Origin of the sequence: Okeania sp. SIO2B3 (assembly GCF_010672525.1) — a bacterium.
Classification (GTDB): domain Bacteria; phylum Cyanobacteriota; class Cyanobacteriia; order Cyanobacteriales; family Microcoleaceae; genus Okeania.
This window is the reverse complement of the sequence record NZ_JAAHGH010000053.1, coordinates 1-21,371: the sequence shown is the minus strand read 5'-3', so window position 1 is coordinate 21,371 and position 21,371 is coordinate 1. Positions and strand designations below refer to the sequence as shown.

Below are 21,371 nucleotides of genomic sequence, written 5' to 3'. Positions count from 1 at the left end.
TAAGTCCTGAACTAAATAACTGATAACTAATAACTAAAATGACTGTTACTTATACATTTTTGGGTAAAGGTGGCACGGGTCGAACTACTATCGCATTTGCCACTGCCAAACGATACGCAAGCCTTGGTAAACGAGTCTTATTTGTCGGACAAGAACCAACTCCAACATTATCCTTGTTATTAGGTGCTAATATTGGCCCAGAACCTACAGAAATAGATTCTAATCTCAAAGCAGTCAATATTCAGGCAGCAAGTTTACTAGAAAGCGGTTGGGAAGAACTGAAAAAACTAGAAGCTGAATATATCCGTACACCCTTCTTTAAAAAGGTATATGGTCAAGAATTGGGAGTATTACCAGGAGTAGAAGGAATTCTGACTATTAATGTTATGCGGGGATATAGTGCTAGTGGGGAATATGATGTAATTATTTACGATGGCACCGGAGATAAAGAGACTTTACGACTTTTGGGTTCTGCGGAAATTATGAGTTGGTATATTCGTCGCTTCCGTCAAGTTATTCTCGACTCAGACCTCTACAAAGCTATGTCTCCATTTGTTCAACCTATTAGTAGTGCTATTCTAAATGTTGATTGGACTGGGGATAACTTTTCTCAACCAACAGAAAAAATCAATGAACTATTAGATAATGCTAAAGCTACTATAGCTGACCCAAATAGGGTGGCAGCATTTTTGGTTACTACAGATGATCGGGCAGCGATCGCCACAGCAAAATATTTATGGGGAAGTGCCCAACAAGTTAATCTTACTGTAGGGGGAGTAATTCTCAATCAAGCAGATTTAGCGGATAATATTACTGATGAATTTGCACCACTATCTGTAACTCCTATTCCCCGTCGTTCTACTGAAGATTGGCAACCTGTAATGGATGCTCTGCCAGATTTTAGTCAAGCAGTTAAGGCACCTAAGCCTATTACCATAGATATTCAAAAAAGTCAAGTTAGTTTATTTTTGCCTAGTTTTGATAAAAAACAAATTGGACTTACTACTAATGGGCCAGAAGTAACTATTGAAGCGGGAGACCAGAGAAGAAATATTTTCCTTCCACCTCCTCTGAGCGGAAAACCTGTCACTGGTGCAAAGTTCCAAAATGATTATTTGATTATTTCTTTTTGAAGGGAGTAGGACCCACCCCTCCTAGCTCCCCTCCTGGGAGGGGTGGGGGTGGGTTGGGGAGAAACTACAATTAGAAGAATTGAATTAACTGTTTTTTTACTTTGGTCAAAAATTTATAGCAATTTTCAGAGATATTAATCACACAATTAATTTAGCTTGGGGTTGGGAAACCAAACCCTACGATAAAATATTACAACCTATAGCAGGAACCAAGTTTATGAACTAAAATTTGCCATATCAACCATTAAATTAGGGTAATAAACCAGTATTTAGTTAGTATTTAGGAGAGCTAGGTGCGTTACATTTCATTAACGCACCCTACTATATCTACTAAATCTAGAAGAAAGTAATAGCTAATACCTGAATGCTTAATATAAATTACTTTTACTAATCAAAATAATCACATTAAAAATGACTAATCAAGAACAAAAAACAGAACAAGAAAAAGTTGAAAATAGTACTGCTAAAACCAGACAATTATTAGGAATGAAAGGTGCTGCAGGTGGAGAAACTAACATTTGGAAAATCCGCCTGCAATTAATGAAACCGATAACTTGGATTCCTTTAATATGGGGAGTAGTGTGTGGTGCTGCATCTTCAGGAAATTATAGTTGGAATCTAGAAAATGTGTTGATGTCTGCTGCCTGTATGTTATTAGCAGGACCTTTGATGGCTGGTTATACACAGACTTTAAATGATTTTTATGACCGGGAAATAGACGCTATTAATGAACCTTATCGACCTATTCCTTCTGGTGCAATTTCTATTCCTCAAGTTGTGACTCAAATTGTTGTTTTGTTACTAGCAGGAGTTGGTTTATCATATCTCCTAGATTTGTCTGCTGGTCACGATTTTCCAATTATTACTTTATTGTGTTTGTTCGGAGCATTTTTAGCTTATATTTATTCAGCACCGCCACTAAAATTAAAACAAAATGGTTGGTTAGGAAATTATGCTTTAGGTTCTAGTTATATTGCTTTGCCTTGGTGGACTGGTCATGCTTTATTTGGAGAGCTAAATTTGACAATTGTAATTCTGACTTTGTTTTATAGTTTTGCTGGATTAGGAATTGCAGTAGTTAATGATTTTAAGAGTGTGGAAGGAGATGAAAAGTTGGGTTTAAAATCATTACCAGTTATGTTTGGCATTGGTACGGCAGCTTGGATTTGTGTATTAATGATTGATATTTTTCAAGCTGGAGTAGCAGCTTATTTAATTAGTATTCAAGAAAATTTGTATGCTGTAATTTTGCTATTTATGGTAATTCCTCAGATTACTTTTCAAGATATGTATTTTCTCAGAAATCCTCTAGAAAATGATGTGAAATATCAAGCAAGTGCCCAACCTTTTTTAGTATTAGGTATGTTAATTACTGGTTTAGCTCTAGGTCATGCAGGAGTTTAATTCAGTTATCAGTTATCAGTTATCAGTTATCAGTAAGGAAGAAGGCTAAAAATTTTCTAATAGACATCTCCAAAAATTCAAAATCAAATCAATTATTTTTTCCTACTCCCTACTGTAAGGACGTTGCATGCAACGTCCCTACTTTTAACAGATATAATAAAATAAATTTCATCCAATGACAAAAAAAACAAGAAAAGTCGATATTAGTAGTAAACGTCTCATTGGAATTGCCCCCAGTCGTTGGGTAGAATGGGTCATTTCAGTTATCAGTTATCAGTTATCAGTTTTTTATCCCCTTAAAAGAGTCAGCTTCAGGCTAAATTTTTCGGTAACATAAATTACCAATATTACTGTTGAAGAAATAATTTATTCAGACTTCCAGTGGGTAAGTCGAGAAGGGGATGTTTTGCTCAGTGTTTCTAGTCAAGAACATGGAGAATTTCTGGTTCTCAATGAAATGCAATTAAGATATGTTCAACAATTATTAATTATTCATTATTCATTATTAATTGTTGAACGCCTTTTGTTCCTATTCTAAAAGGAGGAGCAGAAGAAGCAACTGTCAGACAAGCATTGCAACTTTTGCGGTAAGATGAAGAACTCTTAGAATTAGAAAACTTACTAGCATTTTTTGCTACCTTTGTATTAAAGACCGAAATAGTACAACAAATAATGAGGTGGGATATGGCAGTTTTACAACAATCTCCCTGGTATCAACAAATCTTACAAGAGGGAGTAGTAATTGGCGAACAACGAGGAATTGAAATTGGTGAACAAAGAGGTGAACAAAGAGGAATACTTTCTGGAATAGAAATAGCATTAGAATTGAAATTTGGCTCCTCAGGAAAGGAGATATTTTCAGAGATTAATGCTATTGAAAATATTCAGGTTTTAGAAACAATTCTCGCCTCTATCAAAACTGTAGAAACTATCGAACAATTACGGCAAATTTATCAGTCAGATTCTTAAACAATATATTCTGAAAAAAAAGTGTAAATTTTATTTCTTTCCCTACTGCCTTTTGCTCCTAATTTTATCCCCCTAGCCCCCCAATTCTGGGGGGAAAAAGAATCCATTAGCTGGTAAAAGTCCCCCAATTTTGGGGGATTGTAGGGGGCGAGTGATGTAGCAAGTGAGACTTCTCAAACAACCTCTTAAAGGAAAAGCTTTAAACCTTAATTATTCGGTACAGAATTTATTAATTTTTCTGCTTCGATGAGGGGTTCAGTTGTCAGAGATTACTTTTAACTTTTAACTGATGTCATGATAAAAGCTAATACAATTGACAAAATTAATACTCAAGTTGAGCCAGAAAAATCAGAAGAAAAGGTAGAAACCCAGAATTTATACCTGCGCCTATTTAGCTATGGTTTGCCACATAAAACACCATTTTTATTAGGCATACTATTAACAATTTTTGGCTCGTTTGTTACTTTCTTTGTTCCCCAAATTAATCGCTATGTTATTGATGTAATTATTCCCGCAAAACAATTCAATATGTTGCCTTGGGTAGCAGCACTTATCCTATTGATGAGTTTAGTAGGAGGTATATTATCTTTTTTGCAATTGTATGCGATAAAAATCTTTGGAGAAAACACAATTAAAAGTATTCGCATAAAGCTATATCAACATCTTCAATTCTTATCCATTAGTTATTTTGAAAATCAACGTACTGGTGAATTAATATTACGATTGGGAAGAGATGTAGAAATAGTCGGGCAAGTACTTAATTCTAATTTAATCGCAATTCTAATTGATAGTTTTGCTTTTCTTGTCGTTTTTATTTATTTATTAATCAGTAATTGGCTTCTAGCAATAGCGATCGCTCTGACTTGGCCTTTGATAATTTATCTTTTACAGTTTACTCAGAAAAGACTCAAAAAAATATTCCAAGATACGAATCGAGCAAGAGAGATAATTAGCAATCATTTACAAGACACTATATCGAATATTACAATCATTAAATCTTTTGGTAACGAGCAGTATGAAATTGACCGATTTAGTGAATATAGTAATAATTATATGGAGAAAAACCTCCAGGCAACTCGGTTTTTAGCTATATCTACACCGGTAATTAATACCCTAAATAAACTAGGTAATGTCATTGCATTAGTTTTTGCTTCTTGGGGAGTAATGGTTGGTAGTTTGACTATTGGAGAATTAACAGCTATTTTGAGTTATGTCACCCTCCTAAATAAACCAATTAGTCGGTTTAATGGGTTAATAGGTATGATTCAAAAAGCAACAGTATCAGCTCAAAATATTTTTTCAGTTCTAGATACTAAACTGGAAGTTACTGATAAGGAAAATGCTATTAATTTAACCTCTATTCAGGGTAATATCAAATTTGAAGAAGTGGGATTTGGTTATCAAGATAGGGAATTAGTTATTGAGGATTTCAACTTAGATATTAAACCAGGAACTTCAGTAGCTTTAGTTGGTTCTTCCGGTGCTGGAAAAAGTACTATTGCTAAAATAGCAGCACGTTTTTATGACCCGAAAAAAGGGCGCATTTTAATTGATGAACACGACCTAAGAGATGTAAGTTTAAATTCATTGCGATCGCATATTGGTATTGTTCCTCAAGAAACATTACTGCTCTACGGTACGGTACGAGATAATATTGTTTACGGCAAACTAGATGCGACAGATGAAGAAATAGAAGCAGCAGCAAAAGCCGCCAATGCTCATAACTTTATTATGAGTTTTCCTGATGGTTATAACTCTATTATTGGCGAGCAAGGAGTGAAATTATCAGGAGGACAAAGACAAAGAATAGCGATCGCCCGAGTTTTGTTAAAAAATCCCCAAATTGTCATTTTAGATGAAGCAACTTCAGCTTTAGATTCTGAGTCAGAAAAATTAATTCAAGAATCTGTAAATAATCTTTTTCAAGGACGTACTAGCTTGGTTATTGCTCATCGACTTTCAACTATTTGTGATGTTGATTTAATTGTAGTTCTGGAAAAAGGTAAAATTGTGGAAATGGGAACTCATGCAGAATTAATTGCTCAAGAGGGGAGATATGCTTATCTCTACGGACTACAATTATCTGAAAATAAGTAAGTGGTCAGCTATCAGCTTTATTACCTTTAAAGGAGAAAAAAGCAATAGCTGAATGCTTACCATTTAGCCATCAATCATACTTCAGTTCAAGGAGCAATTCAAACAGCCGTTTCAGCAGTAATTGATATTCTGAAAAGTTCTATATTTTGAAATTTAGATACAATTAAAAATTACAGATAGAAGGTTTTCAAAATGCCTAGTTTAACAGTAAAAGATTTAGAAAAGCTACAAGTACAACATCCTGATTATCGGATGGAATTAGTAAGTGGAGAAATTATTTTTATGAGTCCTTCAGGGTTAGAATCTGAAGAAGTCGCAATAGAAATTGCTGCTCAACTTCGGAATTGGGTACGTCCCCGTAAGTTGGGCAGAGTCTCTGGTTCTAGTGGTGGTTTTCGTTTGCCTAACAAAGATGGGGATGTTCGCGCACCCGATGTTTCTTTTATCTTAGCTGAACGTCTACCTCGTACAACAGAAGATTACGCGGAGTTAGTTCCTGATTTAATGTTTGAAGTGAAATCTAAAACAGATAGTTTAACTAAATTACGTCAGAAGATACAGGAGTTTTTGGAATTGGGAACTAAAATTGGGGTGTTAGTCGATCCGAGAACTCGCACGATGGAAGTGTATCGCCTCGATGCCGATAAGATAGTCCTGAAGGATGGGGATGTGCTGCAAGTATCAGAATTACTTCCTGGGTGGGAATTGCCTGTTGTTGAGGTATGGGCACCTGAGTTTGATTAGAAAGGCTTCTGTTCAGAGAGGAATTCAACATAGCAGTTTCAGCAATTATTGATATTTGAGCAATAAGATTTTTATACACAGATAAAATAGGATTGCTATAGCTTGGTTATATATTAATATAGGACCTACGCAAATTTACTTTTAAACCACTATCTGTAGGATTAAATGGTATTCGCCCTCGCTATATGTAGAGTATCTTGGTAAGCCCTGTAATAGTAATGAAACTTGATATAATACCAATTTAAAAAAAGAATGTTATCAATAATTGGGTCAACTAAAACTCTGGAAGTCAGATTGATTTTTGAGAAAAAGAATATTGTTTGACCCTAAAAAATGATATTGAAGCTATTCCTACTGCCTACTGTACGGGCGAATGGCCATCTGGCTACTATAGGGGTAATGGCCATTAGCTAGCGCACAACTACGTTAACGCACCCTACTGGACTGTTTCATCTAAAATGGTGCATTAGTGGAGTGGGGGAGTGGTGGAGTAGGGGAGTAGGGGAGATAAAGATACCTAGAAATAAAAATCTATTGCACAGTTTTAGCTGTGTCAGTCTACTACTGACTACTAGAAACAACCGTGCGTATTTGTAGGAAACATTTATCAAATTGGTATAAGAGGATAATGGTGAAAGAGAAAAAATCTAAAAATACAAGAGAAATATTATCAGGAACAGAGCAAGATATTATTAAAAAATCTCAATATACAGAGCCTAAAGTTAGCAAAAATAATAATTTTAACTCTGTATCAAAAATGTTGAGTAAAAAATTTAAATCTCCCTTACAAGCACCAAAAGTTGATGACAAAAAAAAATCGGAAAAAATAGATAATATTTCTCAAGGTAGTAGCGGAAAAAACAACAGAAAAAGCACAAAGTTGGTTGTAGAGAAAATTGCCATAACAGTTAAGATCAAAGAAATTTTTGGTAGTCGTAAATTTTGGTTAGGATTAGGTGGTTTAGGAATAGGTAGTATTATCATTTATGGTGGAATAACTTGGCTGAAATTAGAGCAAAGTTTACCAGATATTGCCGATATTTCTTCCTATAGTAGAGACGGCACTTTAACAATAAAAGCCGCCGATGGTAAAATTATTCAACAAACAGGACCTGCTACTAGAGAAAAAATTAAATTAGAAGATATTCCTACTCCCTTAGTTCAAGCTTTTATTGCTATTGAAGATAGACGCTTTTATCAACATAGAGGAGTTGATTATCAGGGAGTTATTCGAGCACTTATTTCCAACTTAATTGCCAGAGATGTTGTGCAGGGAGGTAGTAGTATCACACAACAGTTAGCGCGGATGGTTTTCCTAGATATGGAACAAACTATCTGGCGTAAACTCCGAGAAGCAATGCTAGCTTGGAAATTGGAGCGAGAGTTATCCAAAGAAGAAATTCTGGAATTATATCTGAATATAGTCTATCTCGGTTCCGGTGCTTATGGAGTCACTGATGCTGCCTGGGTGTACTTTAGCAAACCAGTTTCAGGACTAAGTTTAGCAGAAATGGCAACTTTAGCAGGTTTGCCACCAGCACCCAGTGAATATTCACCCTTAGTAAGTCCAGAAGCAGCTAAAAGCCGTCGAAATATCGTGTTGGGAGTAATGCAAAAAGCAGGTTTGATTTCTCAACAGAGAGCTGAAATAGCGATCGCGAAACCAATGGAAGTACAACCCAGTGCGCCGAAACGTCTGATAGTTGAAGCTCCATATTTTGCCAACTATATTCAGAAAGAGTTACCAAAATATGTTTCTCAAGAAGTCATAGATGCAGGTGGTTTGACAATAGAAACAACATTAGACCGCAATTGGCAAGAAATAGGAGAACAGGTAATTCAAGATGCTGTTGATATTGATGGTGCTAACCAAAGATTCGATCAAGCAGCATTAGTCGCTATTGAAACTACCACCGGAGAAGTTAAAGCATTGGTGGGAGGTAGAGATTTTGCCGAGAGCGAATTTAACCGCGCTATTCAAGCACAACGTCAACCAGGATCTACATTTAAAAGTTTTGTTTATGCTGCTGCAGTTGCTGCTGGTTTTCCTCCCACTGATGGTTATCGAGATGTACCGTTTACAGTAGATGGTTATAAGCCAAAAAATTATGGTAAAAAGTATGCTGGATGGCGATCGATGATTGATTCTTTAGCTTATTCTGTGAATGTGGTAGCGGTACAGGTATTAATGGATGTGGGATTTGAACCTGTAATGAAATTAGCTGAGGATATGGGAATTAAATCTGAGGTCAAGGCAACATATTCTATGGCGTTAGGTACTTGGGAAGTAAATTTATTAGAGTTAACAAATGCTTATGCTACTTTGGCAGCAGAGGGTAAGTTTATTGGTGCTCACGGAATTAAAAGAATAATTAATCAAAATGGTCAAGTTGTTTATGAAGCTTATACTCAACCAAAGCAGGTTTTAGACAGTGGCAGTGCTGCAATAGTTACGTGGATGTTAGAAAATGTAGTTAGATATGGTAGTGGCTCCAATGCTTATTTGTACGACCGACCTGTGGCAGGTAAAACGGGTACAACTGAGGATGCACGAGACTTGTGGTTTATTGGTTATATTCCGCAAGTGGCAACGGGAATATGGTTAGGAAATGATGATAACAAACCAACCTGGGGTGTCAGTAGTACGGCAGCATTTAATTGGCGACAGTTTATGAAACAGATAGTTGAGGATATACCTGTTAAAGACTTTCCTGACAAACCCAGTTTTTACGACCGCGAACCTACTATTGAAGCTAAACCCGTGGAACCAGAATGGATTAGATATGGTCAAATTGGACCCGATGGTAGGGATGTGAATGAGAGGAAAGATGATAGAAATTATTAACTTTGAAGCAGGAATGAGAAAATTTCATGTATGAAATGTATGAAATTTAAGATTTATCAATAAGGGATGAAGTACAATTTTTTTTTGTTTTAGGTAATTGGGAGAGATCGTCGGAAAAATTAGGGAAAAGGGATAGATGATGGCTATGAAGTTATGAAATTGAAGTACTTACTCTTAATTTTAATATTTGGAAAAAGAAAAATAGGTATAAGACTATTTTTTTAATATGCTATTATATGACAGAAGCTAGTTTTTCGATGATTAGTGAATTTTTCAACTTACAACTTAAAGGAGAAAGTTATGTCAGTGTTTGATATGAGGGGTATAGCATCAACAGCACGTCTTGTAAAAGTTTTGTCTGAAGCAGGTAAGGCAGTCGCTACATTATTCTAAAATTTTTCCCAGCTCAAGAGGAGAAAATGAAATGAGTTTTTATAATCTAAAGAACCAAAATGTTAATGGCGACCAGTACAACGCAGGGCGCAATATAAACATCTCAAAGTTTCCAGCAACTAGCACTCAGAAAGCTGAAATTAGTCGAGCGATCGCTGATGCTGAGATTGAGATACTTCAGCTTAAAGATGAACTGGAAAAGCTCGAAGGTGAGTTCTGGTCTGTCTTATGTCATCATTTGTCAATAAAAGAAAAAATAGATATGGATCTGTTTTTTACAGGCACAAAAAAGATATTAGAAGATGATTGGTTGATGCTTCGACTAGAAATTAAGTTAATGTCTACTTCAGGTGATTCAAAAATCAGAGAACTTCGGGGCAAATATAAACACAAAAGCTCTGAGTTAAAAACTCGTAAAGAATATTTATCTAGCTTACAAAACGAACTAAAATATGTAAATATCAAAAATATAGCCAGCGATGTTACACCGATAATTAAGTCTTTTTTTATATAATCAGAATTTATACCAATATCCTAAATATTTAAACCTCAAATTTCTCAACTTTAACTCTTTCCTTATCAACAAGTGATAAGTGAGAAGTTTTGTTTGTTTAAGGGAGGTAAAAACTTAGGTAATCAAGAGTTAAAAATTGAGTAAAAGCCCAAATAATATCACTCATATCATAAATTCTATTTGCCTCTTTGGCAAAGGTAAAATATTGTGGTTATCGGTGGTTTGTATGAAGTAGTGGGTAGCGTCCAGTATCTGACAATAAAATTCATAGATCATTCAAATCCTCATCACAATAAAAATTATTTTTCTTCATCTTGATTATTAAAATCAACTCTTTCGTAAAGGTCGCTAAACGCTATTTCAAAATCTAGAGCAGTTAACTTTAACCTTGACTCTTCAGATTCATAATATGTAACTTCCCATTTATCCTCAGAAGTTTTAACATACTGTTCGATATAAAGTTGATATTGGTCAATCAAAATATACTCTTTAAACTCAGGAATTGACCGATAAAATTTAAACTTATCCCCTCGGTCATAATTTGCTGTTGATTTTGATAATACTTCAACAATTATTAAGGGGTTAGTAACTGTATCTGTACGACCTTGATGATAGATTGGTTTGTCTTCAATTATCATAATATCGGGGTAAGTATATAAATTATAATCGGGTATCCATAAACGAACATCACCGATAAATACACGATAACTTTTGCCTTTTAAAGCAAACTTTAAGTAAGCACATAAATTACCTGTAATTTCATTATGATTAATAGTTCCACCTGTTATTGATATTATTTTTCCATCTAGATATTCATGTTTATATTCAGCATTTTCCTCTAATAATAAATATTCTTCTGGAGTATATACTTTCTTGTGTATCTGAATTTGCATATTTTTTTCCAAGAGTATTAGACTTCTTGCAGAAGTCAGGGAATAGGGAATAGGGAATAGGGGGATTAAATTGTTGATTTCAGATATTGAATTGATGTAAGTAAAACCTTTGCAAGAAGTCTATTGCTAATAAATAAGTAGTCGTGCAAAATAAATTTCCTAGTTGAAAGAGGGAACAGGAAACAGGGAACAGGAAGTCAATAGGATGTTTCAAGAATGCGCGAATTACCTCTCCTTGAAAAAGCGAAGAGGATTGACAAAGAGATGAAAATTTTTATTTATTATCCCCGGTCAAGGGGAGGCACCTACACCAAAATATTTCGGTAATTAATTTTGCTTATGAACTTATTAGGACTGAAGCAAAACGATCTGTTATACTAAATTAGTTTGTCAAACACTACTCAAGGTTTTTGTTGAGTTACTAAGAATCTTCACTTGTTTTATATTTTATTCCATAATATTTAGACATTAGGGGTTAACGGCCGCTAACCCCTACAAATGATGTATAATTTCGTCTTTGGCGTAAGTCTTGATTATATTATACTTTTAGCAAAAGTAACAATTCAATTTTTTTCCTATACTTAATGAATTGGCATCTACTTTTTCCCGATTATTCTATTTTGAGATAATGACTAAAAACACTAAAACTACTAAATTATATGTTTGATTGTATCATAGTTGGCTCCGGACCAGCAGGAGCAAGTGCCGCATATCATCTAGCAAAAAAAGGACGTTCTGTATTAGTCTTAGAAAAAGAATCTTTACCTCGATATAAACCCTGTGGAGGTGGAGTTTCTCCTATTGTTCAACAGTGGTTTGATTTTGATTTTTCACCTGCTATTTCTCTGAAAATAAATTCCATTCGTTATACTTGGAAAAAGGGCGATTTAGTGGAAGTTAACCTAAAAAATCAAGAACCTATTTGGATGGTACGCCGAGAAGTTTTTGATTATTTTATCGTTCAGCAAGCGCAAAAACAGGGAGCAGAAATTAGAGATAAAACTAAAGTTATAGGCATAGAATTTAAGAATAATAACTGGCAAGTTAATACCAATAATCAATCATTTACTTCTCGCTATTTAATTGCTGCTGATGGTGCTAAAGGTTCCATGGCAAAATGGTTGAGTTTTAACAATCGTAAACGTTTTGCTGGTGGTGCTATGGAAATAGAAGTACCAATTAAAAATCAGCAAATTGATAGTGCTTATTTTGAGTTTGGAATGTTAAATAATGGCTATGTTTGGAACTTTCCCAAAGCTGATGGATATTCAATAGGAGTAGGTACATTTTGGCGAAAACATGGTCAAAATTTTGGAGCTTTATTAACAGAATATGCCACTCTGTTTGAAGTAGATATTCAAAATGTTCAGAAATTTGGTCATCCTTTATGTTTGTGGAATGGCAATCAAAAATTACATACACAAAATGCTGTTTTAGCAGGAGAAGCAGCTTGTATTGTTGACCCTTTTACTGCCGAAGGAATTCGCCCTTCTATATTTACAGGTATTAAAGCAGCAACAGCAATTAATAATTCTCTAAATGGCGATTTATTTGCTTTAGAAAAATACAGTCAAATAATTAATCAAGAATGGGGTAAAGATATGGTTTGGGCACAACGTTTAGCCCAAGGATTTTCTCACTTTTCACATATTGGTTATCAAGTAGGTGTGAAACGACCTCGCGCTACTACTATTATGACTAAAATTTTGTCTGGAGAATTGCGTTATTCGGATGTAGTGGGTTCTGCTTTACGAAAACTTTGGCAAAGATAAAAACGGTGCATCTCAATTTTGAATAAAGCCAAAAGTTTACCGCTTTTAGGCAACAGCGGTCAGACCCCGCGTCGGCGTCAGACGCAAGGGAATGCTGACCAAGAGAGGCAACAGGGAACAGGCAACAGGGAATATATAGGAAAATAGTATTTTTGCAAATATGAGATGCACCCGATAAAAATTTATGGTGTTGCTGAATAAATGTATAATTTCACAGGAGTTAAATGTTAATTATTCTTATGTTTATTTCTCCCCCACTCTCCTACTCAAAAAAATGTAGAAAAACTTTTGATAAATGGTATTATACCCCTCGATTTTAGCTGATAACTGATAGCTGAATGCTAATAGCCAATTAATAAATTAAATCATCTTTAATTAAAGCTTGAAACTTAGGATTTGAGCTAATTTTAAAAAAATCAGCATCAGTTTCTGCCATCTCTCGATATGGTTGACCAGCACCTAAATTAATTGCTTGTTCTAAATTTTCAATAGCTAAATATAGCTTATCCTGCAAAGCATAACAACGAGCTTTATTATAGTAAGCCAAAGAATAATCTGACTGAATTTTTATGGCTTGGTCAAAACAAGCGATCGCCTCAGCCCAATCTCCTAAATTAGATAAAGCTTGACCTAAATTATTCCAAGCTTCCTGATAGTCTACTTTTATATCTATTGCCTTCTCATAACTAATAATTTCTCTTCTAGTATTCCCCAAATAAAATAAAGTTTTTCCTTTGAAATTCCAAGCTATATAATGATTAGGCTTAAGTTTAATGACTTTTTCAAAAGAATTTAAGGCTTCCTGATACCTTCCTAATTCAAATAATGCCTTGCCTTGATTATGCCAAGCTTGGTATAAACTTGGTTGAATTTTGATTGCTTGTTGATAATTTTCAATTGCTTCTCGATAATGTCCTAAACTACTCCAAGTATTTCCAGCATTGTACCAGGCTTGATATAGATCTGGTTTGATTTTTGTGGCTCTTTCAAAAGAAATTATCGCTTCCCGATATTGTTCTAAATTATTGAGTAAATTACCTCGGTTATACCAAACTAAATGAGAATTTGGTTGAATCTCTATCGCACGATTAAAGTTATTTAAAGCTGACTGGAATCTACCTATTAATTTCAAGGAATTACCTCGATTATTCCAGGCTTCATAGTAATCTGGTTTAATTTTTATTGCCCGATCAAAAGCAGTAATAGCCTGTTGATGCTTTCCCAATTTACTAAAATTTACTCCCACATTGTACCAGCCTTGATAATCATCTAGGGAGATTTTTATTCGTCCATCCATTTCATTTTTCAAGGAATGAAGAAATAAATAGCTTTAATCGGCATTGCTGAATAAATGTATGATTTCACAGTCCTCAGGAGTCGTAGGGGCGCCCTTGCGAAGCCCATGCCGTCAGGCTATATGGCCATTTGCTAATGCAAAGCTGACGCTTTACATGTTGCGGAGCAAAACGCCCGTACAGGAGTCAGTAGGTAGAAAAGAGTTTTTCGGTGACTTTAGAGTCAGAAATAGGTATAATTCCTGCTATTGTTGTGGGTGAAAATTTACCACTAATTAAATTTCATACATCTATTAAATTAAACTTTTACTATACCAATACTGACAGTGACAACTATTTCATACTTTGAATTATCCTAACATTTTTTCCTGTCTATATCATACCCACTTGAGCAAATTATGTTACACAACAAAGCCTAATAATAAATATAAATTTGTAGCATAAGCATTCAACTATTAGTATTCAGCTTTTCGGTGCGGAATGCTGCGCAAACAGATGCACTACCCATAATAACTTACTAAGTTTAGCTGATGACCTTTTTCTTGATAACTTTTAATTCTCCTTGGAGGCTTAATTACTCCTTCCAAAATAATGAGTTAATAGCTGATAGCTGACTGCTGAATTCTTACCGAATAATTAATAATTAATAATTAATAATTAAATAATTCTGGTTTAAAGCCTCCCCTTTTAAGGGAAAAAAAAAAGAAAATATTCCTTATATTCAATTCCGTAGCGGTTTTAACCAGAGGTAATTATCAATTATCCATTATCCATTATCCATTATCAATTAATGAATTTGTAGCAAATATTCATATCAATAGTATCAATTATTTCAAATCTAATAAACCGCTGGTTTTTAGCTTGGGATTAAAGCGAATATTTTCTTCTAAACCTCTAGTTTTTAATATTTCTAAAATATTAGCTTCCACTCGCCTAGATATATTTTTTAAGAGTTTTTCTTTAGCAATTTCATCAATTAATGGGTCGTGATATTGTATTGCTTCTGCTTCTGTCATTTCTTGTTTTGCATCTATTGGCTGATTCCACTTTGCTTCTGTGGCATCATTACCTATAGGTACAGAGCCATTTTCATTAATCCAAGCAGTTTTTATACCTTCTAATATAGTACGATTCGGACGTTCAATAGTTTGTACTTTTAGCCAATAGCAACTATGAGGTTGACGGACTAAGTGTTGTTTGATACTCTGATATATATCACGAGAATAACCTACAAATAGTAATTTTTTATCCTGATCAAAAATTCCATAAACACCAATTTTCCCTTGTAAATAAATTGGTAATTTTCCTTGAGAATCAATATAAGGTAAGTATTCTAATTTAGACAGTTCTGGTATTTGCATTTCGGTATTAGTCATTGTTTGAAATTTTCCTATTCAAGGGTAGTGTTAATTAATTCGGAATTGATTAAATTCGATTAATCTCTAGTGATTTTATGTAAACATTTCCTGCGGAATGCTGCGCAAACAGCCATTAGCGGTCAACTTTCAGGAATTAGTAGTTTGAGGATTTGAGCAATATTGACTCGTGAGCAAGTAGCTAATTTATTTTATACTTTTAATTTTTAATTTTGTTAAATCTTTCAACTCTGATTCCTCAAAAAAGGGCAATTAAGTTAATAGCTGATGGCTGATAACTGACACCTGAATGCTGACGATTTGGTAGTCCTGCATGGTAATGGTGAAGATATATATTTTATTTTTTAATTTCTCCCACACTCCCCATCTCCCCATCTCCCCATCTCCCCATCTCCCCATCTCCCCATCTCCCCATCTCCCCATCTCCCCATCTCCCCAGACTCTCTCTACCATTACTATGCAATACCACCGACGATTTTATAGATGGCGCAGAGACGGCTTGGTTTAAATATTTTAGCTTGAAACATGAAGTTAGGGGGAACGTTAATGATAATATAGTCACTGGATTCGTGATACTGCTCAAATTCTTTTGCCATTCCTTTAGGTGTTTCTTTACTGTAGGGAACTGGTTGAAATATTAATTCAGTAAATTCTAATTTTTGACATGGTAATTGTGAAGTAATTTGTTGAATAAAATTTTCACTTGTTAACAATTTAAACAACATTTGTTGACCATTTTGTTCTAACGTGAAGCTACTTTCAAAGCTTTCAATAATTTTTAGACCCACTTTTTTTCCTTTTCCATATTCATCAAATTGGGCTATAGCTGTTAAAATAGTATTGCTTGTTGCTATCAAACAGGCAATAGCCTTTACTTATATTACTATTTGTTTGATTCAACTCAACTACTTTGAAAAAAATATAAAGATTTGTTAAAATACAATTTTATTTAATAATTTATGATAGAATAGGTGGGTAAAATTTGTATGATCTACTATTAAACTATAAAACCTAACATATTTAATGGGGATCTCGATTTATGGAAGACACAGAAACATCATCAACAGTTTCAAATAATCCCCAAAGTCAGCCTCATTGGCTACAAATAGCAGAATATACTGCTTTAGGGGCTTCAATTGTTGGTTCAGGTTTGGCATTGGTATTGGAAAAAATTTCGTTTGTTGCACCTCCAATAACATTGGCATTAGTATTGAATTCAATTAATAGAAAAAGATTTGAGGAAAAAATACAAAAACATATTAACAATGATATAGAAGAACTAAAGGTAGATATTGATTCAGTGGATGGGTATCCAGAGAAAATACCAGAAAAATTTACTGAGTTAACTCCAGAATCTCCCATAAATTTTTCTCAAAATCAATCAGATTTTGAATTCAATACAATTACAAAAGAAGACTGGGATACAATAAATACTAAATTTTCAGATATTGATGAGGAATTACAATCATTAAAAGATTTAACTACAGATTTACAAAAGCATTTAGGAGATAATTTACAATCAACAAATAATGCTTCTATGTCCAATAAAATCGAGGAACTACAAGGGCAAGTGAATAGATTACAAGACTTAAATCGAGATATAGTTAGGCCATATTTTATTCGTTTAATTCGTGCAGTTAAACAACTACATAAAATGATCGAGTCTTAGTTATTAGGCTGTACAGAAAATAAAAAGTTGAAAATCAGTTTTGATTTTCCTGGCTGTATAACTTTTTTCCTGTCACTTGGGGAGCAATTAAATTTATGTTTATGGCTTATATTTATGGCAAAATTATCATTAGAAAATTTGGGGGAGAGCTAGATAAAAGGCACTTATAGAATTCTAGAAAAAAATTATTTTATCAAGAGCTGATACTATTGTAAATCAGAAATGCACTTTTAACTAATGACTATTTTTGAGACTTTATTGAAATTTCTATTAATAAGTTTAGCAACTATCTACACTTCTACTTTTGTGTTGCTAAGATTCCTGCAAAACCGATTGATATTTGAACCTGCATCATTGGTATTAGCAACTCCTGCTACTTTTAATCTTCCATATCAAGAAGTTTGGTTATCAATTCCAAATTCTCACAAACAGACAGAAAAAATATCTGGTTGGTGGATTCCTCAAACTAAAGGCAACTCTAGAGTTATTCTCTTTCTACAGGGTGCTAAAGGTAACATGGCATATCGGAAAAATAGTTACAATCTCGAGCGGGTTGCAAAACTATATAAGTTGGGATTTTCGGTATTTATGATTGACTATCGGGGGTACGGTAACAGTCAAGGACGGTTTCCCACAGAAGCTAGCGTTTATGAAGATGCATTGATAGCTTGGAATTATTTGACTCAAGAAAAAAACTTTTCACCAGAAGAAATTTTTGTTTATGGATACTCTCTCGGAGGAGCGATCGCTGCGAATCTTTGCCTTCAACAACCACAAGCAGCAGGATTAATTGCTGAAGGTTGTTTTACTTCGATAAAAGACATGGCTAAATACAGACGTCGAATCCAGATATTTCCCCTCAACTTACTGGTAACCCAAAAATTTGACTTCATTAACAAAGTAAAATTATTGGAAATGCCAGTTTTATTTCTTCATGGAATGAAAGATGAAATCGTACCTGTAGCGATGAGTCAAAGATTATTTGCAGCAGCAGCAGAACCGAAAAAATTACTCTTAATACCAAATGCGGCACATGACAATCTTGCTCAAGTAGATAGTGATCGCTACATAGCCACTCTAAATGAATTTTTTGACCAGGTAGTCAATCAACATTCTAGTATTAGCCAAGAATTTATTCATTAGTTATGTATACTATCAGGAAGAAGAAAGAAGAAAGAAGAAAGAACGGAGAAATCTTACTTTTGGGTAATCGCAGATTAAACCATAAAATATTCAACAAAAGGTAAAGATAAATGCCATTAATTGATCCACCTTATTTTTCTGGTTTTGAGGCTATACCATTAGAATATAAAAACAAATTATGGTCAGACGGTTTACCTTGGTATTATAAAAATGAACAAAATAAAGCAAATGCAGTAGTAATTTGTTTGCATGGATTTACTGCTACTCCCTATGAAGTTAGTCCTGTAGGAAGAGCTTGTTTACAACTAGGAATTGATGGAGTAGCACCTCTTTTGCCAGGTCATGGTTACTCTCAAATGGCAGAACAAAAAAAAGAGTTTTCTAAGATTACTAAAGACATAATGTTTGAGGCAATACGTCAAGAAATTATTCAAGCTAGAAAACATTATGATTTTGTCGGAATTTTCGGACATTCTATGGGTGGAGCGATCGCTTTGACCATGGCAAGTGAAGGTTTAGTGGATGCTTGCACTGTGACAGCACCAGCAATTCAATTACCACTTAGGAATGAAATTTTAATGGGTTTACTCAGTTGGGTCAATATTTCAATACCTAAAAATCCTGACAACTTTTATAATCCTAATTATCTATTTGAAAACTCTAAAGCAGCTCTGGTACTTCAGAGAATAGCTTTACATTCTCGTCAATATCTTGCTAAGATTACTTGCCCCACTTTAGTAGTTCATTCCCATAATGATCCTTTAGTTAATTCTATGGTCGTAAAATTGATTGAAGAACAAGTTAAGGGTAGTTTTGAAGCTGTTTGGTTTGATGAATCTGGCCACGTTATGACACTTGATGTTAAAAGTAAAGAAGTTTCAGAAGCGATCGCTCAATTCTTAGCAAATCAAATAATCTGGCGTTGGTAAAGCACGTGTATGATATCGCTCAATTCATAATTGCTTTAGGAGTCAGGTAGGGGAGCCAAAATTAATATAAGAGTTTGAGGTGTATAAAAACTATTACGTTATACTTTTAAACGCTATAGTTAAAGTTCATATTTTTAGCTCAAATCAACAATAATATTATGCTACAATAATTAGAGTTTTTTAGCAAAATTTATTTAGATATAGCCATGTCTAAACTAGGAAAATAAACTATATTTAGTGTCTTTTCATAGGTTATGAATTTTGTTTTTCAGGCGATCGCCAAGGGGAACCCAATCAGGAGCGCCAATACCAAGAGAACCTTAAAGTTTAACACTATATATAGCGCCCTTGCGTAAGTCCTGTTAATATTGTTTCCGCGTAACGCACCGATACAAGGGGATATTTGTGTTACTTTTACTGTGCAAATATTTCTTCAATTTGACAAATTTATATCCTAATTTCCAACTAGATTCGGCAAGGGGTCTCCCGTTATAATCGAGCCATTTAACGGGAGGGGAATTGCCGAGCTGCAAATTAAATAGGTGTCGATTGATGTTTTTCTTCTGATTTCTTGTCTTTAAGTCTTAGTGAATCTATGAAATCACTTATTACTTGGGTCATCGTTTTTTCATTTTCTGCTGCATATAATCTCAGCTTATTTAATCTGTTATGACTTATTCGTATATTTAATCCTGTTTTCTTCATTATGTATAGACAAACTCTACACAAACTATTATAATAAAGCTCTGGTCGAAAAGGAAATAAAATGATCGTAAGTCATTGTTACAAAATTAAACCAAATCAAGAACAAATAGCTAAGATAGATAATTGGTTAGAACTCTTGAGGAGACATTGGAATTATGCGTGATAGTCAAAGATTAGATTGGTTAAATAGAACTAAATGTCAAATAGACCGATGCTCAATAATTTCATGTCCTATTGGCGAGATTCCTTGTAGACCAGATTATTATTTTCAGCAATCAGCCCTTAAAGAAACAAAACAGTTATTTCCTGAATATAAAGAAATTTACTCTGAAGTTCAACAAATTAATTTACAAAAACTAGATAAAGCTTGGAAGCGTTTCGGCTAAGAGCCGACATGAAAGGTTAGTTCCTGACAAAACAGGTAAAAGATTTGGTAGACCAAAATTTAAAAAGTCTGGCAAATTAAGGTCATTAAGCTTTAGTAGAGTTAATCATTCGCTTATCAGCAGTTAAGTTTGATGGTAAGCAAATTATTATTAGCAGATTTGGTACTATTCCAGTAATAGTTCATAGACCAATTCCAGATGGATTTACTATTAAAACTGCAACCATAACCAAAAAAGCGAGTGCGTAATTCTGGGGAAACCCCAGAATGTAAGACGCACTCAAGACGCTGACGGCTATTATATTAGTTTTAGTTTGGAAGATAAGTCAGTTCCTAGTTTAATTCCTACTGATAATATCAAAACTGCTGTAGGTATTGATGTAGGTTTAAAAGAGTTTTTAACTACTAATACTGGTGAGACTGTTTCTGTTCCAAATTTCTATAGAAAAGCACAATCTAATTTAGCTAGAAAGCAAAGTAAAGCAGCTAGAAAAGAAATTGGGTCTAATAACTGGCAAAAAGCACAGAATAAAATAGCTAGATTGCATCAACATATTGCTAGACAAAGAGAAGATTTTCATTATAAAACTGCTCATAAGTTAGTTAAAGAGTATGATTTAATTGCTGTAGAAGACCTGAATATTAAAGGTTTAGCTAGAAACACAAAACTCTCAAAATCAATTTATAAGGAATCTTTGGAACAAGTGCTGATCCTGATAAAACAATGGTTGTTAAATAGAGGCTTGGAAATCAGCGAGGAGAAGACAAGGATAGTAGACATAAAAGACGGGTTCGACTTCCTGGGGTTCAACTTACGCCATTACAAAGGCAAACTACTCATAAAGCCCCAAAAAGAAAAAGTACTAGCCTTCTGTAAAAAGATAGGGAAAACCCTAGCTCAAATGAAGGCCAGGACTCAAGAAGAAGTTATTAAAACCCTCAATCCACTTCTGAGAGGTTTTGCTAACTATTACAGAGGACCCGGAAGTTGACACCAAACAGTGTCAGGAAGCTCAGGGTATTTCCATCTGATGGACTGCACAAAGTCTGGAAGCGTTGGTTGAGTGCTTACCGTTGGATATATAACTGGACGATTGCCCAACTC

At 34.3% G+C, this 21,371-nt stretch carries 19 protein-coding genes; 14 read left to right on the top strand and 5 right to left on the bottom strand.

Annotated features, from left to right (window positions below):
- Positions 1 to 38: 38 nt before the first annotated feature.
- The 7 genes from F6K15_RS25060 to F6K15_RS25030 all read left to right on the top strand — a co-directional run bounded on the left by F6K15_RS25060 (position 39) and on the right by F6K15_RS25030 (position 10,099).
- Positions 39 to 1,133 (top strand): ArsA family ATPase, encoded by a 1,095-nt coding sequence (locus F6K15_RS25060; protein ID WP_293065855.1) that lies wholly within the window; start codon positions 39 to 41, stop codon positions 1,131 to 1,133.
- Between the two features lie 411 nt (positions 1,134 to 1,544).
- Entirely contained in the window at positions 1,545 to 2,537 is a 993-nt protein-coding gene (gene chlG, locus F6K15_RS25055; protein WP_293065852.1) for a chlorophyll synthase ChlG, read from the top strand.
- Positions 2,538 to 3,221: 684 nt separating this feature from the next.
- On the top strand, positions 3,222 to 3,506 hold the full coding sequence (locus F6K15_RS25050; protein WP_293065849.1) for a hypothetical protein: 285 nt from the start codon (positions 3,222 to 3,224) through the stop codon (positions 3,504 to 3,506).
- 294 nt (positions 3,507 to 3,800) lie between these two features.
- Complete coding sequence (locus F6K15_RS25045; protein WP_293065847.1) at positions 3,801 to 5,603, top strand: ABC transporter ATP-binding protein; 1,803 nt, start codon at positions 3,801 to 3,803, stop codon at positions 5,601 to 5,603.
- A gap of 192 nt (positions 5,604 to 5,795) precedes the next feature.
- Positions 5,796 to 6,347, top strand: coding sequence for a Uma2 family endonuclease (locus F6K15_RS25040; protein WP_293065845.1), 552 nt, complete (start codon positions 5,796 to 5,798; stop codon positions 6,345 to 6,347).
- Between the two features lie 628 nt (positions 6,348 to 6,975).
- Positions 6,976 to 9,192 carry a transglycosylase domain-containing protein gene (locus F6K15_RS25035; RefSeq protein WP_293065842.1) on the top strand — a complete coding sequence of 739 codons (2,217 nt, stop codon included), beginning with the start codon at positions 6,976 to 6,978 and terminating at the stop codon, positions 9,190 to 9,192.
- Between the two features lie 424 nt (positions 9,193 to 9,616).
- Positions 9,617 to 10,099 (top strand): hypothetical protein, encoded by a 483-nt coding sequence (locus F6K15_RS25030; RefSeq protein WP_293065839.1) that lies wholly within the window; start codon positions 9,617 to 9,619, stop codon positions 10,097 to 10,099.
- Between the two features lie 299 nt (positions 10,100 to 10,398).
- Here the strand turns inward: F6K15_RS25030 and F6K15_RS25025 are convergent, their stop codons facing one another.
- Complete coding sequence (locus F6K15_RS25025; RefSeq protein WP_293065836.1) at positions 10,399 to 10,992, bottom strand: Uma2 family endonuclease; 594 nt, start codon at positions 10,990 to 10,992, stop codon at positions 10,399 to 10,401.
- Positions 10,993 to 11,651: 659 nt separating this feature from the next.
- Here F6K15_RS25025 and F6K15_RS25020 point away from each other — a divergent pair.
- Positions 11,652 to 12,764, top strand: coding sequence for a geranylgeranyl reductase family protein (locus F6K15_RS25020; RefSeq protein ID WP_293065834.1), 1,113 nt, complete (start codon positions 11,652 to 11,654; stop codon positions 12,762 to 12,764).
- 352 nt (positions 12,765 to 13,116) lie between these two features.
- Here the strand turns inward: F6K15_RS25020 and F6K15_RS25015 are convergent, their stop codons facing one another.
- From F6K15_RS25015 to F6K15_RS25000, 4 genes are all read right to left on the bottom strand, one after another.
- The gene (locus F6K15_RS25015; RefSeq protein ID WP_293065832.1) at positions 13,117 to 14,061 is read right to left on the bottom strand and encodes a tetratricopeptide repeat protein; all 945 of its coding nucleotides are present in this window, start codon (positions 14,059 to 14,061) and stop codon (positions 13,117 to 13,119) included.
- An 825-nt stretch (positions 14,062 to 14,886) separates the two neighbouring features.
- Positions 14,887 to 15,435, bottom strand: coding sequence for a GIY-YIG nuclease family protein (locus tag F6K15_RS25010; RefSeq protein WP_293065829.1), 549 nt, complete (start codon positions 15,433 to 15,435; stop codon positions 14,887 to 14,889).
- A 252-nt stretch (positions 15,436 to 15,687) separates the two neighbouring features.
- Entirely contained in the window at positions 15,688 to 15,888 is a 201-nt protein-coding gene (locus tag F6K15_RS25005; protein ID WP_293065826.1) for a hypothetical protein, read from the bottom strand.
- Between the two features lie 2 nt (positions 15,889 to 15,890).
- The gene (locus tag F6K15_RS25000; protein WP_293065904.1) at positions 15,891 to 16,223 is read right to left on the bottom strand and encodes a hypothetical protein; all 333 of its coding nucleotides are present in this window, start codon (positions 16,221 to 16,223) and stop codon (positions 15,891 to 15,893) included.
- 251 nt (positions 16,224 to 16,474) lie between these two features.
- Between F6K15_RS25000 and F6K15_RS24995 the strand changes: the two genes are divergently transcribed.
- The 6 genes from F6K15_RS24995 (at position 16,475) to F6K15_RS24970 (ending at position 21,258) form a co-directional block, all read left to right on the top strand.
- A complete protein-coding gene (locus F6K15_RS24995; protein ID WP_293065824.1) occupies positions 16,475 to 17,104 on the top strand; it encodes a hypothetical protein in 630 nt (209 codons plus the stop codon).
- A 237-nt stretch (positions 17,105 to 17,341) separates the two neighbouring features.
- The gene (locus F6K15_RS24990) at positions 17,342 to 18,247 is read left to right on the top strand and encodes an alpha/beta hydrolase (protein ID WP_293065822.1); all 906 of its coding nucleotides are present in this window, start codon (positions 17,342 to 17,344) and stop codon (positions 18,245 to 18,247) included.
- 110 nt (positions 18,248 to 18,357) lie between these two features.
- Complete coding sequence (locus F6K15_RS24985; RefSeq protein ID WP_293065819.1) at positions 18,358 to 19,176, top strand: carboxylesterase; 819 nt, start codon at positions 18,358 to 18,360, stop codon at positions 19,174 to 19,176.
- A 766-nt stretch (positions 19,177 to 19,942) separates the two neighbouring features.
- Entirely contained in the window at positions 19,943 to 20,044 is a 102-nt protein-coding gene (locus F6K15_RS24980; protein ID WP_293065816.1) for a helix-turn-helix domain-containing protein, read from the top strand.
- Positions 20,037 to 20,267, top strand: coding sequence for a hypothetical protein (locus F6K15_RS24975; RefSeq protein WP_293065814.1), 231 nt, complete (start codon positions 20,037 to 20,039; stop codon positions 20,265 to 20,267). The genes F6K15_RS24980 and F6K15_RS24975 overlap by 8 nt, the downstream gene beginning before the upstream one ends.
- Positions 20,268 to 20,514: 247 nt before the next feature.
- Entirely contained in the window at positions 20,515 to 21,258 is a 744-nt protein-coding gene (locus F6K15_RS24970) for an RNA-guided endonuclease TnpB family protein (protein WP_363268665.1), read from the top strand.
- Positions 21,259 to 21,371: the final 113 nt, after the last annotated feature.